We start from the raw sequence: 15,989 nt of genomic DNA, 5'->3' as shown, positions 1-15,989 counted from the left end.
GTGTGGATGCGTCGTGCCGGTTCAATTTCCTCGCGCCGTCCAGCCTCCGCCGTCACTCTGTACCGGTAAGGGGCCAGAAAGCGTTATGCCAACCACCATCAAAAAACTTGCCTGGATAGTCGGGGCATTGTCCGGCGTCCTGTTGTTGGCCAGTGCCTCGCTGCAGGAAGCCGCGGCGGCCGAGAGCCGGGTGCTGAGCCTCGACAACGCCCTGGCAAGTGCCTTTGCCAACAACCCCGAACTGGCGGCCGCGCGCTGGGAAATCGACATCGCCCAGGGTGGCCGGCAGCAGGCGGGATTGATCCCCAATCCGGTGTTGTCCTGGGACGCCGAGGACACTCGCCGCAGCTCGCGCACCACCACTGTCAAGCTCAGCCAGACCCTGGAACTGGGCGGCAAGCGCGGCGCGCGCATCGATGTCGCCAGCCGTGCCCAGGACGCCGCGGCGCTGGAGCTGGAGCGCCAGCGCAACCAGCTGCGCGCCGATGTGATCGCGGCCTTCTACGGTGCCTTGCGGGCCCAGGAACGCAGCGACTTGGCCGGGCGCTCCCTGGCCCTGGCCGAGCGCGGGCTGACGGTGGCCAAGGGGCGGGTGAGTGCGGGCAAAGCCTCACCCGTGGAAGCCACCCGCGCCCAGGTTCAGCTCTCGGAAGTACGCCTGGAGCTGAGTCGCGCCGAGATGGATCGGGCCAACGCCTATCGGCAGCTGGCGACCGTGACCGGCGCTGCCACCACCGACTTCAGCGCCGTCGCGGAGCCGGCCAGCGGGCTGCCCTCGCTGCCGCCTTCGGCGCAATTGCTGGCGCGCCTGCAACAGACCACCGAACTGCGCCTGGCCGAAATTCAGGTGGTGCAGCGCGAAGCGTCCCTGGGGCTGGAAAAGGCCCAGCGCATTCCCGACCTCGATATCAGCGTGGGCAGCCAGTACGACGCCAGCGTGCGTGAGCGGGTCAACCTGGTCGGGGTGTCGATGCCGATTCCACTGTTCAACCGCAACCAGGGCAATGTGCTGTCGGCGGCGCGCCGTGCCGATCAGGCCCGGGATTTGCGCAACGCCGCGGAGCTGCGCCTGCGCAGCGAAACCAAGTTGGCGCTCGATCAGTGGAGCACCGCCAGCAACGAAGTGCAGTCGTTCAACCAGGTGATCCTGCCGGCCGCGCAAAACGCGGTGGATACCGCGACCCGCGGCTTCGAGATGGGCAAGTTCAACTTTATCGAGGTGCTCGACGCCCAGCGCACGCTGATCAGCGCCCGCACCCAGTACATCGCCGCGGTGGCCCAGTCCACCGACGCCTGGGTGCGCATCGAGCGCATCTACGGCGATCTCGCCGGCCCCGATCGCACGCTGTGAGAACCGCGTTGTTCGTCTTGCTGTGCCTGGGCGCACTGCTGGTCACCGATTGCAGCGGGCCAGTGCCGGGCCGGGTCGAGGAGGGCTCGTCCCACTGGTGCCTGCATGAGCTGCATCGAGCGCTCGGCGATTTCTTTTTTCCACAGACCTCATGACGCGCCGGTTTACCGGATGGCGTGTCGGGTCGATTTTTTCAGGAGCATTCATGGACAAGAAACGAAGCACAGCCCTGGCATTGGCCGTGGCGGTCGCGCTCGGCGTGGCCGGGTTGATGTGGCAGGACCTGTTCCAGGGGGCACCGGTGGCCGCGCAGGCGAAACCCGCGGCCAAGGCGGACACGCACCAGGACGGCGAGGCGCATCAGGAAGGTGAGGAAGGGCAATCGGAAGGCGAGGGGCATGCCGAGGAAGAGGGCAAGGTCGAGCTCAGCGCCGAGCAGATCAAGGCCGCCGACATTCAGCTGGCCGAGGCCGCCCCGCGCAATCTCAGCAGCTTGCTGACGCTGCCGGGGGAGATCCGCTTCGACGAAGACCGCACCTCGCACATCGTGCCGCGCGCGGCCGGGGTGGTGGAGTCGGTGGCGGTCAATCTCGGCCAGACGGTGAAGAAGGGCGAGCTGCTGGCGGTGATCGCCAGCCAGCAGATCTCCGACCAGCGCAGCGAACTGGCCGCCGCCGAGCGCCGGGTCGAGCTGGCGCGCACCACCTTCCAGCGCGAGCGCCAGCTGTGGGTCGACCAGATCTCCGCCGAGCAGGATTACCTGCTGGCGCGCCAGACCCTGCAGGAAGCCGAAATCGCCCTGAACAACGCCCGGCAAAAGATGAATGCCCTGAGTGGCAGCGCGGTGCTGGCGGGCGGCAACCGTTATGAGATGCGCGCGCCGTTCGACGGCGTGGTGGTGGAAAAACACCTGAGCGTCGGCGAGGTGGTCGGTGAGACCAGCGCCGCCTTCACCCTGTCCGACCTGTCCCGGGTCTGGGTCACCTTCGGCGTGTTTCCCAAGGACCTGAACAAGGTCCGGGTGGGCAAGCCGGTCCGGGTGCAATCCACCGAGCTGGGCACCCAGGTGCAGGGCACGGTGGCCTATGTCGGCAGCCTGCTGGGCGAGCAGACCCGGACCGCCACGGTGCGGGTCACGGTGCCCAACCCGGACGATGTCTGGCGACCGGGGCTGTTCGTTTCGGTGCAGGTGGCGACCGACACCTACCAGGCCGGTGTCACCGTGCCGCAAGAGGCGATCCAGACCGTGGAGGACAAGCCTTCGGTATTCGTGCGCGTCGCCGACGGCTTCCAGGCCACGCCCGTGGTGCTGGGCGGCAGCGAAGGCGGCTTCGTCGAGATCCGCGAAGGTTTGCCGGCCGGGGCCCAGGTGGCGACCTCCGGCAGCTTCATCCTCAAGTCCGAACTGGGCAAAGGCTCGGCCGAGCACGGCCATTGATCCGCCTCATTCGCGAGTGCTTCCCAGGAGAGTGATTTCCCATGTTTGAACGCATCATTCAATTCGCCATCGAGCAGCGCATCATCGTGCTGCTGGCGGTGCTGCTGATGGCCGCGGTGGGCGTCGGCAGCTACCAGAAACTGCCGATCGACGCGGTGCCGGACATCACCAACGTGCAGGTCCAGGTCAACGCCAGCATGCCCGGCTACTCGCCGCTGGAGACCGAGCAGCGCATCACCTATCCGGTGGAGGTGGCCATGGCCGGCCTGCCGGGCCTGGAGCAGACCCGCTCGACCTCGCGCTCGGGCCTGTCCCAGGTGACGGTGATCTTCAAGGAAGGCACCGACCTGTACTTCGCCCGGCAACTGGTCAACGAGCGCCTGCAAGTGGCCCGCGAACAGCTGCCCGAAGGCGTGGAGGCGAGCATGGGGCCGATCTCCACCGGCCTCGGCGAGATCTTCTTCTGGACGGTGGAAGCCGAGCCGGGCGCGCTCAAGGAAGACGGCACGGCCTACACCCCGACCGACCTGCGGGTGATCCAGGACTGGGTCATCGCCCCGCAATTGCGCAACGTGCCGGGGGTGGCCGAGATCAACACCATCGGCGGCTTCGCCAAGCTCTATCAGATCGCCCCGGACCCCAGGCGCCTGGCGGCCTACAACCTGACCCTGGGCGACCTGATGACCGCCCTGGAGCGCAACAACGCCAACGTCGGTGCCGGCTATATCGAGCGCAACGGCCAGCAGTTGCTGATCCGCGCGCCGGGGCAGGTCAAGTCCATCGAGGACATCGCCAACATCGTGATCAACACCGTGGACGGCACGCCGATCCGCATCAGCAACGTGGCCACCGTGGACATCGGCCGTGAACTGCGCACCGGCGCGGCCACCGAGAACGGTCGCGAAGTGGTGCTCGGCACGGTGTTCATGCTGGTGGGGGAAAACAGCCGCACGGTGTCCCGGGTGGTGGCGGAAAAACTCGCCGAGATCAATCGCTCGCTGCCCAAGGGCGTGACCGCAGTCACCGTGTACGACCGCACCAACCTGGTGGACAAGGCCGTGGCCACGGTGAAGAAAAACCTCATCGAAGGCGCGCTGCTGGTCATCGCCATTCTGTTTTTGTTCCTGGGCAATATCCGCGCCGCGCTGATCACCGCCATGGTGATTCCGCTGGCCATGCTGTTCACCTTCACCGGCATGTTCACCAACAAGGTCAGCGCCAACCTGATGAGCCTCGGCGCGCTGGACTTCGGGATCATCGTCGACGGCGCAGTGGTCATCGTCGAGAACGCCATCCGCCGCCTGGCCCATGCCCAGCAGCACCACGGGCGCATGCTCACGCGTTCCGAACGCCTGCACGAAGTCTTCGCCGCGGCCAAGGAAGCGCGACGGGCGCTGATCTACGGGCAACTGATCATCATGGTGGTGTACCTGCCGATCTTTGCCCTGTCCGGGGTGGCCGGGAAGATGTTCCATCCGATGGCCTTCACCGTGGTGATCGCTCTGCTGGGGGCGATGATCCTCTCGGTGACTTTCGTGCCCGCGGCGATCGCGCTGTTCGTCACCGGCAAGGTCAAGGAAGAGGAAAACTTCGTCATGCGCGGTGCCCGCCGTGGCTACGAGCCGGTGCTGCGCTGGGTGATGAGCCATCGTTCCCTGGCCTTTGCCCTGGCCTTCCTCAGTGTGCTGGTTTCGGGCCTGGTGGCCAGTCGCATGGGCAGCGAGTTCATCCCCAGCCTCAGCGAAGGCGACTTCGCCCAGCAGGCGATGCGCGTGCCCGACGCCAGCCTCACTCAGTCGGTGGAAATGCAGAAGACCCTGGAGAAGACCCTGCTGGCGCAGATCCCGGAAATCGAGCGGGTGTTCGCCCGCACCGGTACTGCCGAGATCGCCTCGGACGTGATGCCGCCGAACATCTCCGATGCCTACCTGATGCTCAAGCCCAAGGAGCAATGGCCAGACCCGGGCAAGTCGCGCGAGGCGATCATTGCCGACATCGAACGGGTCAGCAACAGCCTGCCGGGTAACGTCTACGAGCTGTCGCAACCGATCCAGCTGCGCTTCAACGAACTGATTTCCGGGGTGCGCAGCGATGTCGCGGTGAAGGTCTTCGGCGATGACATGGAGGTGCTGAACAAGACCGCCGAAGAGATTTCGCAGACCTTGCAGAAGATCGACGGCGCCGCCGAAGTGAAGGTGCAGCAGACCACCGGCCTGCCGGTGCTGACGGTGAATGTCGACCGCGACAAGGCGGCGCGTTTCGGCCTCAACGTCGGCGATGTGCAGGACGCCGTGGCGATTGCCGTGGGCGGGCGCAAGGCGGGCATCCTGTACGAGGGCGACCGGCGCTTCGATATGCTGGTGCGCATGTCCGATGCCCAGCGCACCGATATCGACGGGCTGTCGCGCCTGCTGATTCCGGTGGCGGCGGCCGCGGGCAGCGTCAACGGGCAACTGGGTTTCATCGCCCTCTCGGAGGTGGCCAGCGTCGACCTGGTGCTCGGTCCGGCGCAGGTCAGCCGCGAGAACGGCAAGCGCCTGGTGATCGTCAGCGCCAACGTGCGTGGGCGCGACATGGGCACCTTCGTCGAAGAAGCGACCCGGGCCATTGGCGACCAGGTGCAGATTCCGACCGGCTACTGGATCACCTGGGGCGGCCAGTTCGAACAGTTGCAGGAAGCCTCCAAGCGCCTGGAAATCGTGGTGCCGGTGGCGTTGCTGCTGGTGTTCGGCCTGTTGTTCATGATGTTCAACAACCTCAAGGACGGGCTGCTGGTGTTCACCGGGATTCCCTTCGCCCTGACCGGCGGGATCATGGCCCTGTGGCTGCGCGACATCCCGCTGTCGATCTCGGCGGGGGTGGGCTTCATCGCGCTGTCGGGGGTGGCGGTGCTCAACGGCCTGGTGATGATCGCCTTTATCCGCAACCTGCGCGAAGAAGGGCGGATGCTCGCGGCGGCGGTCAACGAAGGCGCGCTGACCCGCCTGCGCCCGGTGCTGATGACGGCCCTGGTGGCATCGCTGGGGTTCATCCCCATGGCCCTGGCCACCGGCACCGGCGCCGAAGTGCAACGGCCGTTGGCCACCGTGGTCATCGGCGGCATCATCTCCTCCACCGCCCTGACCCTGCTGGTGCTGCCGGCGCTGTACCACTGGGCGCACCGCAAGGAGGAAGAACAGGAGCTGCAAGACCTGCTGAACGACTGACCCGCGATAGGCCTCACCCAACCCCGCCTGCGTCATGCGCAGGCGGGGTTTTGTTTATGTGGCCCCCGTAGCCGCTGCCGAGCACCGCGAGGCTGCGATCAACCGCGAAACGGGCGCCGCTCTTGAACTCGCAGAAGGTCCTGCGGACCTATCGCAGCCTGCGGCAGCGGCTACACCGATCGCGTGCACCGAACTATCGGGTTGCACCTCTGTAGCCGCTGCCGAGCCTGCGAGGCTGCGATCGACCGCGCAGCGGGCGCCGCTCTTGGGTGCGCAGGAGGTCCTTCGGACCTATCGCAGCCTTCGGCAGCGGCTACATCGACTGCGTGTACCGAACTATAGGGTCGTTCCCTGTAGCCGCTGCCGAGCCTGCGAGGCTGCGATCGACCGCGCAGCGGGCGCCGCTCTTGGGTGCGCCGGAGGTCCTGCGGACCTATCGCAGCCTTCGGCAGCGGCTACACCGATCGCGTGCACCGAACTATCGGGTTGCCCCCCTGTAGCCGCTGCCGAGCACCGCGAGGCTGCGATCGCCTGCGAAGCGGGCGCTGCTCTTGGGCGCGCAGGAGGTCCTTCGGACCATCGCAGCCTTCGGCAGCGGCTACATCGACTGCGTGACCGGGCTATTGGGGCTATTTATTCCCCTGTAGCCGCTGCCGAGCACCGCGAGGCTGCGATCGACCGCGAAGCGGGCGCTGCTCTTGGGCTCGCAGAAGGTCCTGCGGACCTATCGCAGCCTTCGGCAGCGGCTACACCGATTGCGTGCACCGAACTATCGGGTTACCCCCTGTAGCCGCTGCCGAGCACCGCGAGGCTGCGATCGACCGCGAAGCGGGCGCTGCTCTTGAGCTCGCAGAAGGTCCTGCGACCATCGCAGCCTGCGGCAGCGGCTACACCGATCGCGTGTACCGAACTATCGGGTTACCCCCCTGTAGCCGCTGCCGAGCACCGCGAGGCTGCGATCGACCGCGAAGCGGGCGCTGCTCTTGGACGCGCAGGAGGTCCTGCGACCAGCGTGGCCCGGACCATCGCAGCCTTCGGCAGCGGCTACATCGACTGTGTGACCGGGCTACAGGGGGCGTCGGGGCAAAAAAAAGCGCCCCATGCGGGACGCTAAAAATTCATCTCTTTCCAAAGGAGCATTCGAAAAAACGCTTCAGAGATGAATGTGCTCGGGGTGGGCCGGTGTCAGCGGGAGGCTGTGCACGCCTGGGGCCCTGGGGTTCTGTGGGGGGCGGCGTTGGTTGCGCCGTCGTGGTTCTTTTCGCCGTTGTACTGTTGCTGGCCGAGCCAGAATTGTTCCAGGGCATGCCTGGCGCGTTCGCTGCCGTTGTCGCTGGGGAGCGTGCTGGGCTGGCCAGGCGGAGTCAGGTGGGCAGGCTTCAAGACATGATCTCCCGCAAGTGGCTGGCCGCTAGCGAAGCGCTGTCGGCTCGGGCATGGGGGCAAGTATACGAAGGCCAACCTGACGAGAAGGTGAGGGCGATATTACAGTTCTGAAAGATGGGCGTCTGTGAAGAAGTTTTAACGTCGGGCGGGCCTCGCACCCGCCCGGCGCAAAGGTTTAAAGAATGGCCAGCGGGTACTCGACGATCAGGCGGAATTCCTCCAGGTCGGACTCGAAGCTGCTGGAGCGTACGGTGGCCTGGCGGATGCGCAGCGACAGGTCCTTGAGGGTGCCGCCCTGCACCACGTACTTGGCTTCGATATCGCGTTCCCAGCGACGCTGGTCGGTCAGCGGATTGCCGTCCGCATCACGGCGCATGTAGACCGCGTTGGCATTGCTGTAGTCGGCGTCGCTGCCTTTGCCGTAGCGGGTCATGAACGACAGGCCGGGAATGCCCAGGGGCTGCATGTCGAGGTCGTAGCGGACCATCCACGAACGCTCCTTCGGCGAGTTGAAGTCGCTGTACTGGATCGAGTTGTCGAGGAAGATCGAGTCCGACTGGCGCAGGTAATCGAAGTCGTCGTCGCCGTTGTTGCGCTGGTGCGACAGCGACAGGGTGTGGGCGCCATAGGTGGCGCCGACCTTGGCGCTCCAGATGTTGTTATTGAACTCGCCGAGCAGCTTCTTGCCCTCGTCCACCGCCTTGTAATAGTTGAACCCGGCAAACAGCGAAAGCTCGTCGGAGATCGGCCAGGTGGCCGCGGTGCCGAAGTAGTACTGGTCCCAGGCATCCTTCAGGCGGCTGCTGTAGAGGCTGACGCTGAGGTGCTTGTTCAGGCTGTAGTCGCCGCCGAAGTAGGCGACCCAGGGCGAGTCGACCTTGCCGGCATAGAAAGTGGCGAAACCGTCGCGCAGGCTGCTGCTGTCGGGCTGGCTCATGCTGTGCAGGCGTCCGCCCTGGACACTCAGGCCGTCGATGCTGGTGTTCTCGAAGGTGGCCCCGCGAAAGCTCTCCGGCAGCAGGCGCGAATCACCGTAGTGCACCACCGGGGTTTTCGGGAAGACGTCGCCGACCTTGATCACCGTGTCGAGCAGGCGCATTTTCGCCGCGCCGCCGACCTTGCTGTAGTTGTCGGCCGGGTGGTTGTCGCTGTCCACCGGCAGCATGTTGAAGGATCCGCGTCCGCCGCTGCGGCCGGTGCCGGAGTCGAGCTTGAGGCCATACATGGCAAAGGCATCGAGGCCGAAACCGACGCTGCCCTGGGTGAAGCCGGATTCGAACTTGCCGATCAGCCCCTGGGCCCAGGCTTCGGAATAACCGTTGCCGGTGGGGCTGGACTGGCCCTTGCGATCGTCGCGATTGAAGTAGTAGTTGCGGGCCAGCACGTTGAGGCTGCTGCCTTCGATAAAACCTTCGGGCTGGTCGTCTGCCGCGTTCACGGCCAAGGGGCCGAGCCCCAGTACCGCGGAAAACACGGACAGGGACCAGCGGGTTTGAATGCGCATGTTGTTTGCTCCTGGATATGGGCAGCTATCAGCTGTTATGTCGCCTGGGGCGTTCTTGTTAGTTGTACTCGCGAACCGTCTGGTTAACGGCTGGAGTCAACATCGATAGTTGCAAACAACAGATAACGCGGAGGTGACCCGCTTATTACAATTCTGCAAGGATAAAAGTTGTAAGTTGTTCTTTGTTTTGGCTGGAGGCCTTGTTTTATATGGGGTTTGCTCAAGGGTAAGAAGTGGTCTGGGTTTTATTACATATAAGTAATGTACGCGTGATCTTCCTGACAGGGTCGTCTGGTTATCCTCGTTGCAACTAACCAAAACGAGGAAGCAGTCATGAAGTTATTTAAATTGAGTATCGCCGCGTTGGTACTTTCCATTTCGTCCCTGGCCATGGCCGAGGGCGGCGGCGACCGCACCTTCGACCGCGCCATGCAGGCGAACGAGAAGGCCATGGCGGCCTACGCGGCGAAGCAGGGCAAGGAGGCGCCGGTGGTGGAAAACTATCGCTACGGCATGCCCCTGGACATCCAGAAGGTGGTCAACGTGACGCCGCCGGCCAAGGCCTGCAATCCGGTGCCGTCACGCATGACCTATGAGGATTCGGCCGGACAGCTCAAGACCGTTGAGTATCAGGTGATGGGCCAGTGCCGCACCAATGGTAGTTAATCCTCGGTGTCCTCATGGGGCGCGGGAAGCGGTTCGAGGGCGACGATCATGTCGATTTCCACCGCGGCATTCTTCGGCAGTTGATAGACCCCGAGGGACGTGCGGGTGTGCACCCCGGCCTCGGCAAAGATCGAATAGAGCACTTCGGAGGCCGCGTCGGCGACTTCACTCTGCTGGGTGAAGTCGGCGGCGCTTTGCACATAGACGTTGAGCCGCAGGACTTTTTTCACCCGCTGCAGATCACCCAGCAACTGAGCGAGGATCGCCAGGGAGCGCATGGTGCAAATACGTGCGGCATATCGGCCGTCCTCCAGCGACACATCGCCACCGACCCTCCCGGTCACCCTTACGCTGTTGTCGATGCGCGGGATCTGCCCGCTGACGTATACCTCGTCGCCGTTCTGCACCGCGGGCACGTAGTTGCCGCCGATGCGCATTTCACCGTCGAAAGCGTGTCCCAGGCGGGCCGCCACCTGGTCGAACAGGGCCTTGCGTGAAGCCTCCATGGATTGCACTCCGTCGATTGCCGTTGATTTTCCAGAGCACGACTATAGCCCCTCTTCCGAACCTTTGAGCATGGGTTAAAGCCCAGCAGGGCCGGGGCCTGAGGCGTTTCAAAGTTTTTTGGTCGGATATGTCTTATAGGGTCTTCAGAAAAATACCCGAGCGCCGATGGCTAGAGACAATGCTGCCCACTATTACTGCCCATCGGTGCATCCCATGTTCAACAAAAGCTTGAAGCAAGAGCTGTCGGCTCTACGCGAAGAACTCTCGAGCCTCCAGCAAGTGAAGGACAGCCTCGACAGCGAGATGCTGGTGCTGATTCTCGATCCCGATGGACGCATTCTTTCGGCCAACGACAACTTCAACCAGGAAATGCTCTACAGGGGCAGCGAACTGGTCGGCCGCCACATCGAGGACATCGTGCCGGCCCACGTCAAGGCCGATGAGTTCCACCACCGTTTCAAGGCGACGCTGACCCGTGGCGAACACTTTGCCGGCGCAGTACGCCTGCTGCGCGGCAACGGCCAGGAAGCCTGGCTGCGCTCGATCTCCCAGCCGGTCCGCGATTCCCAGGGGCGGATCAAGCATTTTTCGATTTACTCCAGCGACCTGACCCGCACCATCGAAGCGTCGCGCGAGCACGAGAACCTGATCGGCGCGCTGGTCCGTTCCACGGCGGTGATCGAGTTCGACCTCAACGGCAACGTGCTGACGGCCAACGAGCGTTTCCTCAACGCCATGGGCTACAACCTGGCGCAAATCCAGGGCAAGCATCACCGCACCTTCTGCGAACCCGAGGAATACAACAGCGCCGAGTACCAGGCGTTCTGGAAGCGCCTGAACGCCGGCGAGTTCGTCGCCGGGCGGTTCAAACGCATCGACAGCTACGGTCGCGTGGTCTGGCTCGAGGCCTCCTACAACCCGGTGGTCGATGCCAACAACCGGCTCTACAAGGTGGTGAAGTTCGCCACCGTGATCACCGACCAGGTGAACCAGGAGCAGGCCGTCGCCGAGGCGGCGAACATCGCCTACAGCACCTCGCTGCAAACCGACAACAGCGCCCAGCGCGGCACCACCGTGGTGACCGAGGCGGTGAACGTGATGCGCGACCTGGCCAAGCACATGCAGCAGGCCGGCGAAGGCATCGAGGCGCTGAACGAGCAGTCGCTGGTGATCGGCACCATCGTCAAGACCATCAGCGGCATCGCCGAGCAGACCAACCTGCTGGCGCTCAACGCGGCCATCGAAGCAGCGCGCGCCGGTGAACAGGGGCGCGGCTTTGCCGTGGTGGCCGACGAGGTCCGGCAACTGGCCTCGCGCACCAGCAAGGCCACCGACGAAATCGTCGGCGTGGTGCGCCAGAACCAGGACATGGCGCGCGAGGCCGTGGCCCTGATGACCGATGGCAAGGCCCAGGCCGAGCAGGGCCTGGCCCTGGCCGCCGAAGCCGGCACGGTGATCGTCGAGATCCAGGACGGCGCGCAGAAGGTGGTGAATGCCGTCGGCCAGTTCGCCAGCCAGCTGTCGAACTGAGTCTTGTCCCTGATCCGGCGTCAGGCCTGTTCCAGGCCGTGACGTTGGGGGGCAAGTGGCCGCCAGGTCGGTGGCCACGATCTGCCCCGATGCCTGTGCGCTTTGCACCGGTGTGCCGTTAGGAAGTTTCCTGTCTCTATGGGAGACAAATCCTAAAGAGCCTTGAGCGCGTCAAGAATACTTCCCCAACGCCGATGGTGAGGCTCCAGCAGTCTCCAATCACGGGCTATCGGTGTATCCATGTTCAATAAACGTTTGAATCAGAAGCTCCTCGCGTTGGGCGAAGAGTTTCGTGCACTTGAGCAGGTCAAGGAAGGTTTCGAGCGCACCCTGCTCAGCATCGAACTCGATGCGCAGCGCCGGGTCCTGGTGGTGAACCGCAACTTCACCCAGTGCATGCAGTATTCCTCCGAGGCGCTGCTGGGCTCGCCCATCGACAAGCTGTTGCCGGACGATGCCCGGCCCGAAGAAGCACACAGGCGTTTCATGACCGCGCTCGCTTGCAGCGAGCCTTTCGACGACACCCTGCGCCTGCGTCGCGGCGACGGCCATGACGCCTGGCTGAGGGTGATCCTGCAGCCGATCTTCAACACCGAGCGGCAACTCAGGTCCTTTTCCCTGATCGCCAATGACCTGACCGAGACCGTGGAAACCACCTGCGAGCACGGCAACCTGATCGCGGCGCTGCTGCGTTCGACCGCGGTGATCGAGTTCGACCTCAAGGGCCGGGTACTGACCGCCAACGAGCGGTTCCTCAGCTGCATGGGCTACAGCCTCGAACAGATCCTGGGCCAGAACCACAGCCTGTTCTGCGAGTCGCAGGAGTACAACAGTCCGGGTTATCAGACATTCTGGGCGCGGCTGAACGCCGGCGAATACGTCGCCGACCGCTTCAAACGCATCGACAGCCACGGCCGCGTGGTCTGGCTCGATGCCTCGTACAACCCGGTGGTCGATGCCAACGGCAAGCTCTACAAGGTGGTGAAATTCGCCACGGTGATCACCGAGCAGGTCAAGCAGGAGCAGTCCGTCGCCGAGGCCGCGGAAATCGCCTACACCATCTCGCAGCAGACCGACAGCAGCGCCCAGCGCGGTTCCTCGGTGGTGACCGAGGCGGTGGAGGTGATGCGCGACCTGGCCACGCACATGCAGCAGGCCAGTGACGGCATTGAGGCGCTGAACGAGCAGTCGCGGGTGATCGGCAGCATCGTCAAGACCATCAGCGACATTGCCGAGCAGACCAACCTGCTGGCGCTCAACGCGGCCATCGAAGCGGCCCGCGCCGGTGACCAGGGGCGCGGCTTCGCGGTGGTCGCGGACGAGGTCCGGCAACTGGCCTCGCGCACCAGCAAGGCCACCGACGAAATCGTCGGCGTGGTCCGGCGCAACCAGGACATGGCCCGCAACGCGGTGGTGCTGATGGCCGACGGCAAGACCCAGGCCGAGCAGGGCCTGGCCCTGGCCGCCGAAGCCGGTACGGTGATCGTCGAGATCCAGGACGGCGCGCAGAAAGTGGTGAGCGCCGTCGGCCAGTTCGCCAACCAATTGTCCAGCTGATGTCCAGGCTGCCTCGGCCGGCGTGGGCGTCATGACCGGGCGGGGCGGTTGTCAGCCCTGCCGGTCGTTTTCGAGGTGGGGGGCGACCAGGGTTTCGAACCATTCGATAAAGGCGTTCAGTCGGCGCGAGCGATGGTTGCGATTGGGGTAGAGCGCGGAGATTGCCATGGACGCAGGGCGAAAACCGGGCAGGACTTCCACCAGCTCGCCGCTGTCGAGCAGGTACTGCACGTCGAAGCGCGGGATCTGGATCAGCCCCAGCCCGGCCCGGCAGCAGGCGATGTAGTTTTCGGCGTTGTTGACGATCACCCGGCTGGGCAGGTTCAGTTCCAGCTCGTGCCCGTCGGCCAGGTATTCCCAGGGCTGTTCGCGGCCCGTGCTGGGGGAGCCGTAGCCGACCATCCAGTGACCATCGGCCAGGTCGCCCGGGGTTCGCGGCTGGCCGTGCTCCGCCAGGTAGGCGGGGCTGGCGCAATTGATCAGGGCCAGGTGGCCCAGGCGCCGGACGATCAGGCTGCTGTCGCGCAGGGTACCGACGCGGATCGCGCAATCCACACCCTCCTGCACCAGGTCGATGGAACGGTCGGTGGAGCCCAGCGCCAGTTTCAGGCTGGGGTAGCTGGCGAAAAGCTCGGGCAGGGCGGGGGCGATCAGGCGCCGGGCGATCCGGCTGGGTACGTCGACATTGAGGCGGCCATAAACGTCCAGCTGACGGGTGTGAAACAGCTGCTCGAGTTCCACCGCATCGCTCAGCAACAGGCGCGCGCGCTCCAGCAGGACCGCGCCGTCGGCGGTCAGTTGCACCTGGCGCGTGGTGCGGTGCAACAGGCGCGTGGCGAGGGCGGTTTCCAGTTGCTGCACCGCTGCCGAGACGGTGGCGCGGGGCAGTTCCAGGGCATGCGCGGCCTTGATGAAACTGCCCATGTCGGCGACCTGGATGAACACACGGTATTGCTCGAGCTTATCCATGGATGGGGCGGGGTCCGAAGCGTGCGGTGCGTGTTTTTCGTAGGAGCGAGGCTTGCCCGCGATAGCGTTGTATCAGACAGACCTTGATCGCGGGCAAGCCTCGCTCCTACGGAATCATCTCGCACCTGATGGCGATCTTTTCCAGACGCCAATCTACCTCGCCCCTTGGCGGATTACTCGGGTCGATGACAACCGTCGATCAGAAGGCCGGGCCTCACTTGGTGGTGTAGCCGCCGTTGATCAGCAGGGTCTGGCCGGTGATCCACCAGCCGTCGGTGACCAGATGACGGATGAAGGGCACCACGTCCCCGATGTCGGTCAGGCCGGTCTTGCTGAAGCCGGACAGCGCCGCGGCGGTCTTGTGGTAAGCCACGGCGTCCGCGCCTTCGGCCGGGTAGAAGAACGGTGTGTCCATCGGTCCCGGGCCCACGGCGGTCACCGAGATACCGCGGGCGCCGAACTCCTTGGAGGCGGCGCGGGTGAAGTGTTCCACCGGGGCCTTGGCCCCGCCGTAGGCGGCATAGAACGGCGTGTAGGCGCCTAGCAGCGAGGTCACCAGTGTCACCAGCTTGCCGTGGTCCTCCAGGTGTTTGCCGGCTTCCTTGATAAAGAAGAACGCGCTCTTGGCGTTGACCGCGAACATGTCGTCGTACTCGGCCTCGCTGATCTCGACTATGGGTTTTTTCAGGACCTTGCCCACGGTGTTGATGGCGATGTCGATCTTGCCGAAACGGGCCTTGGCGTCGCTGAAGAGTTGCTCCACGGCCGCGGCGGTGGTCAGGTCGGCCTGCCAGGCATGGGCGTCGACGCCCAGGTTCTTGATCGCCGCCACGGTCTGCTCGGCGTCGGCCTTGCTGGCGCTGCTGTTGTAATGCACGGCGATGGCCTGCACGCCGTGGGCGGCCAGGTCCCGGGCGATCAGGCCGCCCAGGTTCTTCGCGCCACCGGCGATCAATGCGACCTTGTTTTTCAGAGAGTGGTCTGCCATGGGAAAGCTCCTTCAGCCTGTGAGGTGAAGGCCCAGTCTAAGCAGCCGCGAGTCAGGGATAAGCCCGGTCAATCTGGATGGATTGTCCAGGAAAAATGCCCAATCCCGGCTGCTGCCCAGCACCGGGATGTCGCTACAATCGACTCTTTTTCCCCGGAGCCTTACCCATGAGCGCATCCCATCGTCGCCCGGTTTCCCTGGCCAAGGCCTATCGCCTGCTCAACCACGGGCCGACCGTGCTGGTCAGCGCCACCCATGGCGGCCAGCGCAACATCATGGCCGCGGCCTGGGCCATGCCGCTGGATTTCGATCCGCCGAAAGTCGCGGTGGTGCTCGACAAGTCCACCTGGACCCGCCAGTTGCTGGAGGCCGCCGGCACCTTTGTGCTCAACGTGCCGTGCGCCGCCCAGGTCGATATCGTGCAGACCGTGGGTTCCACCTCGGGCCTGGAGCTGACCCGTGACCAGGGCCGCGACAAGTTCGAGCGGTATGGCCTGCCGACCTTCGCCGGCGAGCAGGTCGACGCGCCGTTGCTCGATGGCTGCGTGGCCTGGCTCGAATGCCGGCTGCTGTCGGAGCCGGACAACCATGAACGCTACGACCTGTTCCTCGCCGAAGTCATCGCCGCCCAGGCCGATGACCGGGTGTTCAGCGAGGGCCGCTGGCATTTCACCGGGCACGATGCCTTGCGCACCTTGCATCATGTGGCGGGCGGGCATTTCCTGACGATTGGCGACTCGCTGGATGGCAAGACCCTGCCATCCCCTCAAGAAATGTCGTAACCCTGTAGCCCTGTAGCCGCTGCCGAGCGAAGCGAGGCTGCGACAGGTCCGAAGGACCTCTTGCGAACTCAAGGGCGGCGCCTGCTGCGCAGTCGATCGCAGCCT

At 64.7% G+C, this 15,989-nt stretch carries 12 protein-coding genes and 2 pseudogenes; 9 read left to right on the top strand and 5 right to left on the bottom strand.

Annotated features, from left to right (window positions below; translation table 11 throughout):
• Positions 1-85 precede the first annotated feature (85 nt).
• The 3 genes from DK261_RS09955 (at position 86) to DK261_RS09945 (ending at position 5,995) form a co-directional block, all read left to right on the top strand.
• Entirely contained in the window at positions 86-1,351 is a 1,266-nt protein-coding gene (locus DK261_RS09955) for a TolC family protein (RefSeq protein ID WP_110175661.1), read from the top strand.
• Positions 1,352-1,556: 205 nt separating this feature from the next.
• Entirely contained in the window at positions 1,557-2,789 is a 1,233-nt protein-coding gene (locus DK261_RS09950) for an efflux RND transporter periplasmic adaptor subunit (protein ID WP_028684168.1), read from the top strand.
• 41 nt (positions 2,790-2,830) lie between these two features.
• Positions 2,831-5,995, top strand: coding sequence for an efflux RND transporter permease subunit (locus DK261_RS09945; protein ID WP_028684169.1), 3,165 nt, complete (start codon positions 2,831-2,833; stop codon positions 5,993-5,995).
• A 1,185-nt stretch (positions 5,996-7,180) separates the two neighbouring features.
• Here the strand turns inward: DK261_RS09945 and DK261_RS32855 are convergent.
• Entirely contained in the window at positions 7,181-7,378 is a 198-nt protein-coding gene (locus DK261_RS32855; RefSeq protein ID WP_146218526.1) for a hypothetical protein, read from the bottom strand.
• 178 nt (positions 7,379-7,556) lie between these two features.
• Complete coding sequence (locus DK261_RS09935; protein WP_016703633.1) at positions 7,557-8,885, bottom strand: OprD family porin; 1,329 nt, start codon at positions 8,883-8,885, stop codon at positions 7,557-7,559.
• Between the two features lie 333 nt (positions 8,886-9,218).
• Between DK261_RS09935 and DK261_RS09930 the strand changes: the two genes are divergently transcribed.
• Positions 9,219-9,551 carry a DUF2790 domain-containing protein gene (locus tag DK261_RS09930; protein WP_007928829.1) on the top strand — a complete coding sequence of 111 codons (333 nt, stop codon included), beginning with the start codon at positions 9,219-9,221 and terminating at the stop codon, positions 9,549-9,551.
• Here the strand turns inward: DK261_RS09930 and DK261_RS09925 are convergent.
• Entirely contained in the window at positions 9,548-10,057 is a 510-nt protein-coding gene (locus DK261_RS09925) for a RidA family protein (RefSeq protein WP_110175660.1), read from the bottom strand. The two genes, DK261_RS09930 and DK261_RS09925, sit on opposite strands and share 4 nt — an antisense overlap.
• A 166-nt stretch (positions 10,058-10,223) precedes the next feature.
• Between DK261_RS09925 and DK261_RS33865 the strand changes: the two are divergent.
• The 4 genes and pseudogenes from DK261_RS33865 to DK261_RS33850 form a co-directional block, all read left to right on the top strand.
• Positions 10,224-11,048: pseudogene (locus DK261_RS33865) on the top strand (PAS domain-containing protein); the annotation flags it as partial.
• Positions 11,049-11,156: 108 nt separating this feature from the next.
• Positions 11,157-11,588 carry a methyl-accepting chemotaxis protein gene (locus DK261_RS33860; protein WP_232539795.1) on the top strand — a complete coding sequence of 144 codons (432 nt, stop codon included), beginning with the start codon at positions 11,157-11,159 and terminating at the stop codon, positions 11,586-11,588.
• Between the two features lie 240 nt (positions 11,589-11,828).
• Positions 11,829-12,602, top strand: a pseudogene (locus tag DK261_RS33855) (PAS domain-containing protein); the annotation flags it as partial.
• Entirely contained in the window at positions 12,585-13,145 is a 561-nt protein-coding gene (locus DK261_RS33850; protein WP_258258180.1) for a methyl-accepting chemotaxis protein, read from the top strand. The pseudogene DK261_RS33855 and the gene DK261_RS33850, both read left to right, overlap by 18 nt.
• Positions 13,146-13,196: 51 nt before the next feature.
• Here DK261_RS33850 and DK261_RS09910 read toward each other — a convergent pair whose 3' ends face one another.
• Together DK261_RS09910 and DK261_RS09905 are read right to left on the bottom strand one after the other, a co-directional pair.
• A complete protein-coding gene (locus DK261_RS09910) occupies positions 13,197-14,114 on the bottom strand; it encodes a LysR family transcriptional regulator (protein WP_016703628.1) in 918 nt (305 codons plus the stop codon).
• Between the two features lie 214 nt (positions 14,115-14,328).
• Complete coding sequence (locus DK261_RS09905) at positions 14,329-15,102, bottom strand: SDR family oxidoreductase (protein WP_041984150.1); 774 nt, start codon at positions 15,100-15,102, stop codon at positions 14,329-14,331.
• A gap of 167 nt (positions 15,103-15,269) precedes the next feature.
• Here DK261_RS09905 and DK261_RS09900 point away from each other — a divergent pair, with 167 nt between their 5' ends.
• Entirely contained in the window at positions 15,270-15,884 is a 615-nt protein-coding gene (locus tag DK261_RS09900; protein ID WP_110175659.1) for a flavin reductase family protein, read from the top strand.
• The last annotated feature ends 105 nt before the right edge of the window (positions 15,885-15,989 follow it).

The organism is Pseudomonas sp. RW409 (genome assembly GCF_003184125.1).
In the GTDB taxonomy this organism is placed as follows: domain Bacteria; phylum Pseudomonadota; class Gammaproteobacteria; order Pseudomonadales; family Pseudomonadaceae; genus Aquipseudomonas; species Aquipseudomonas chlororaphis_I.
This window is presented reverse-complemented; position numbering and strand designations above follow the sequence as displayed.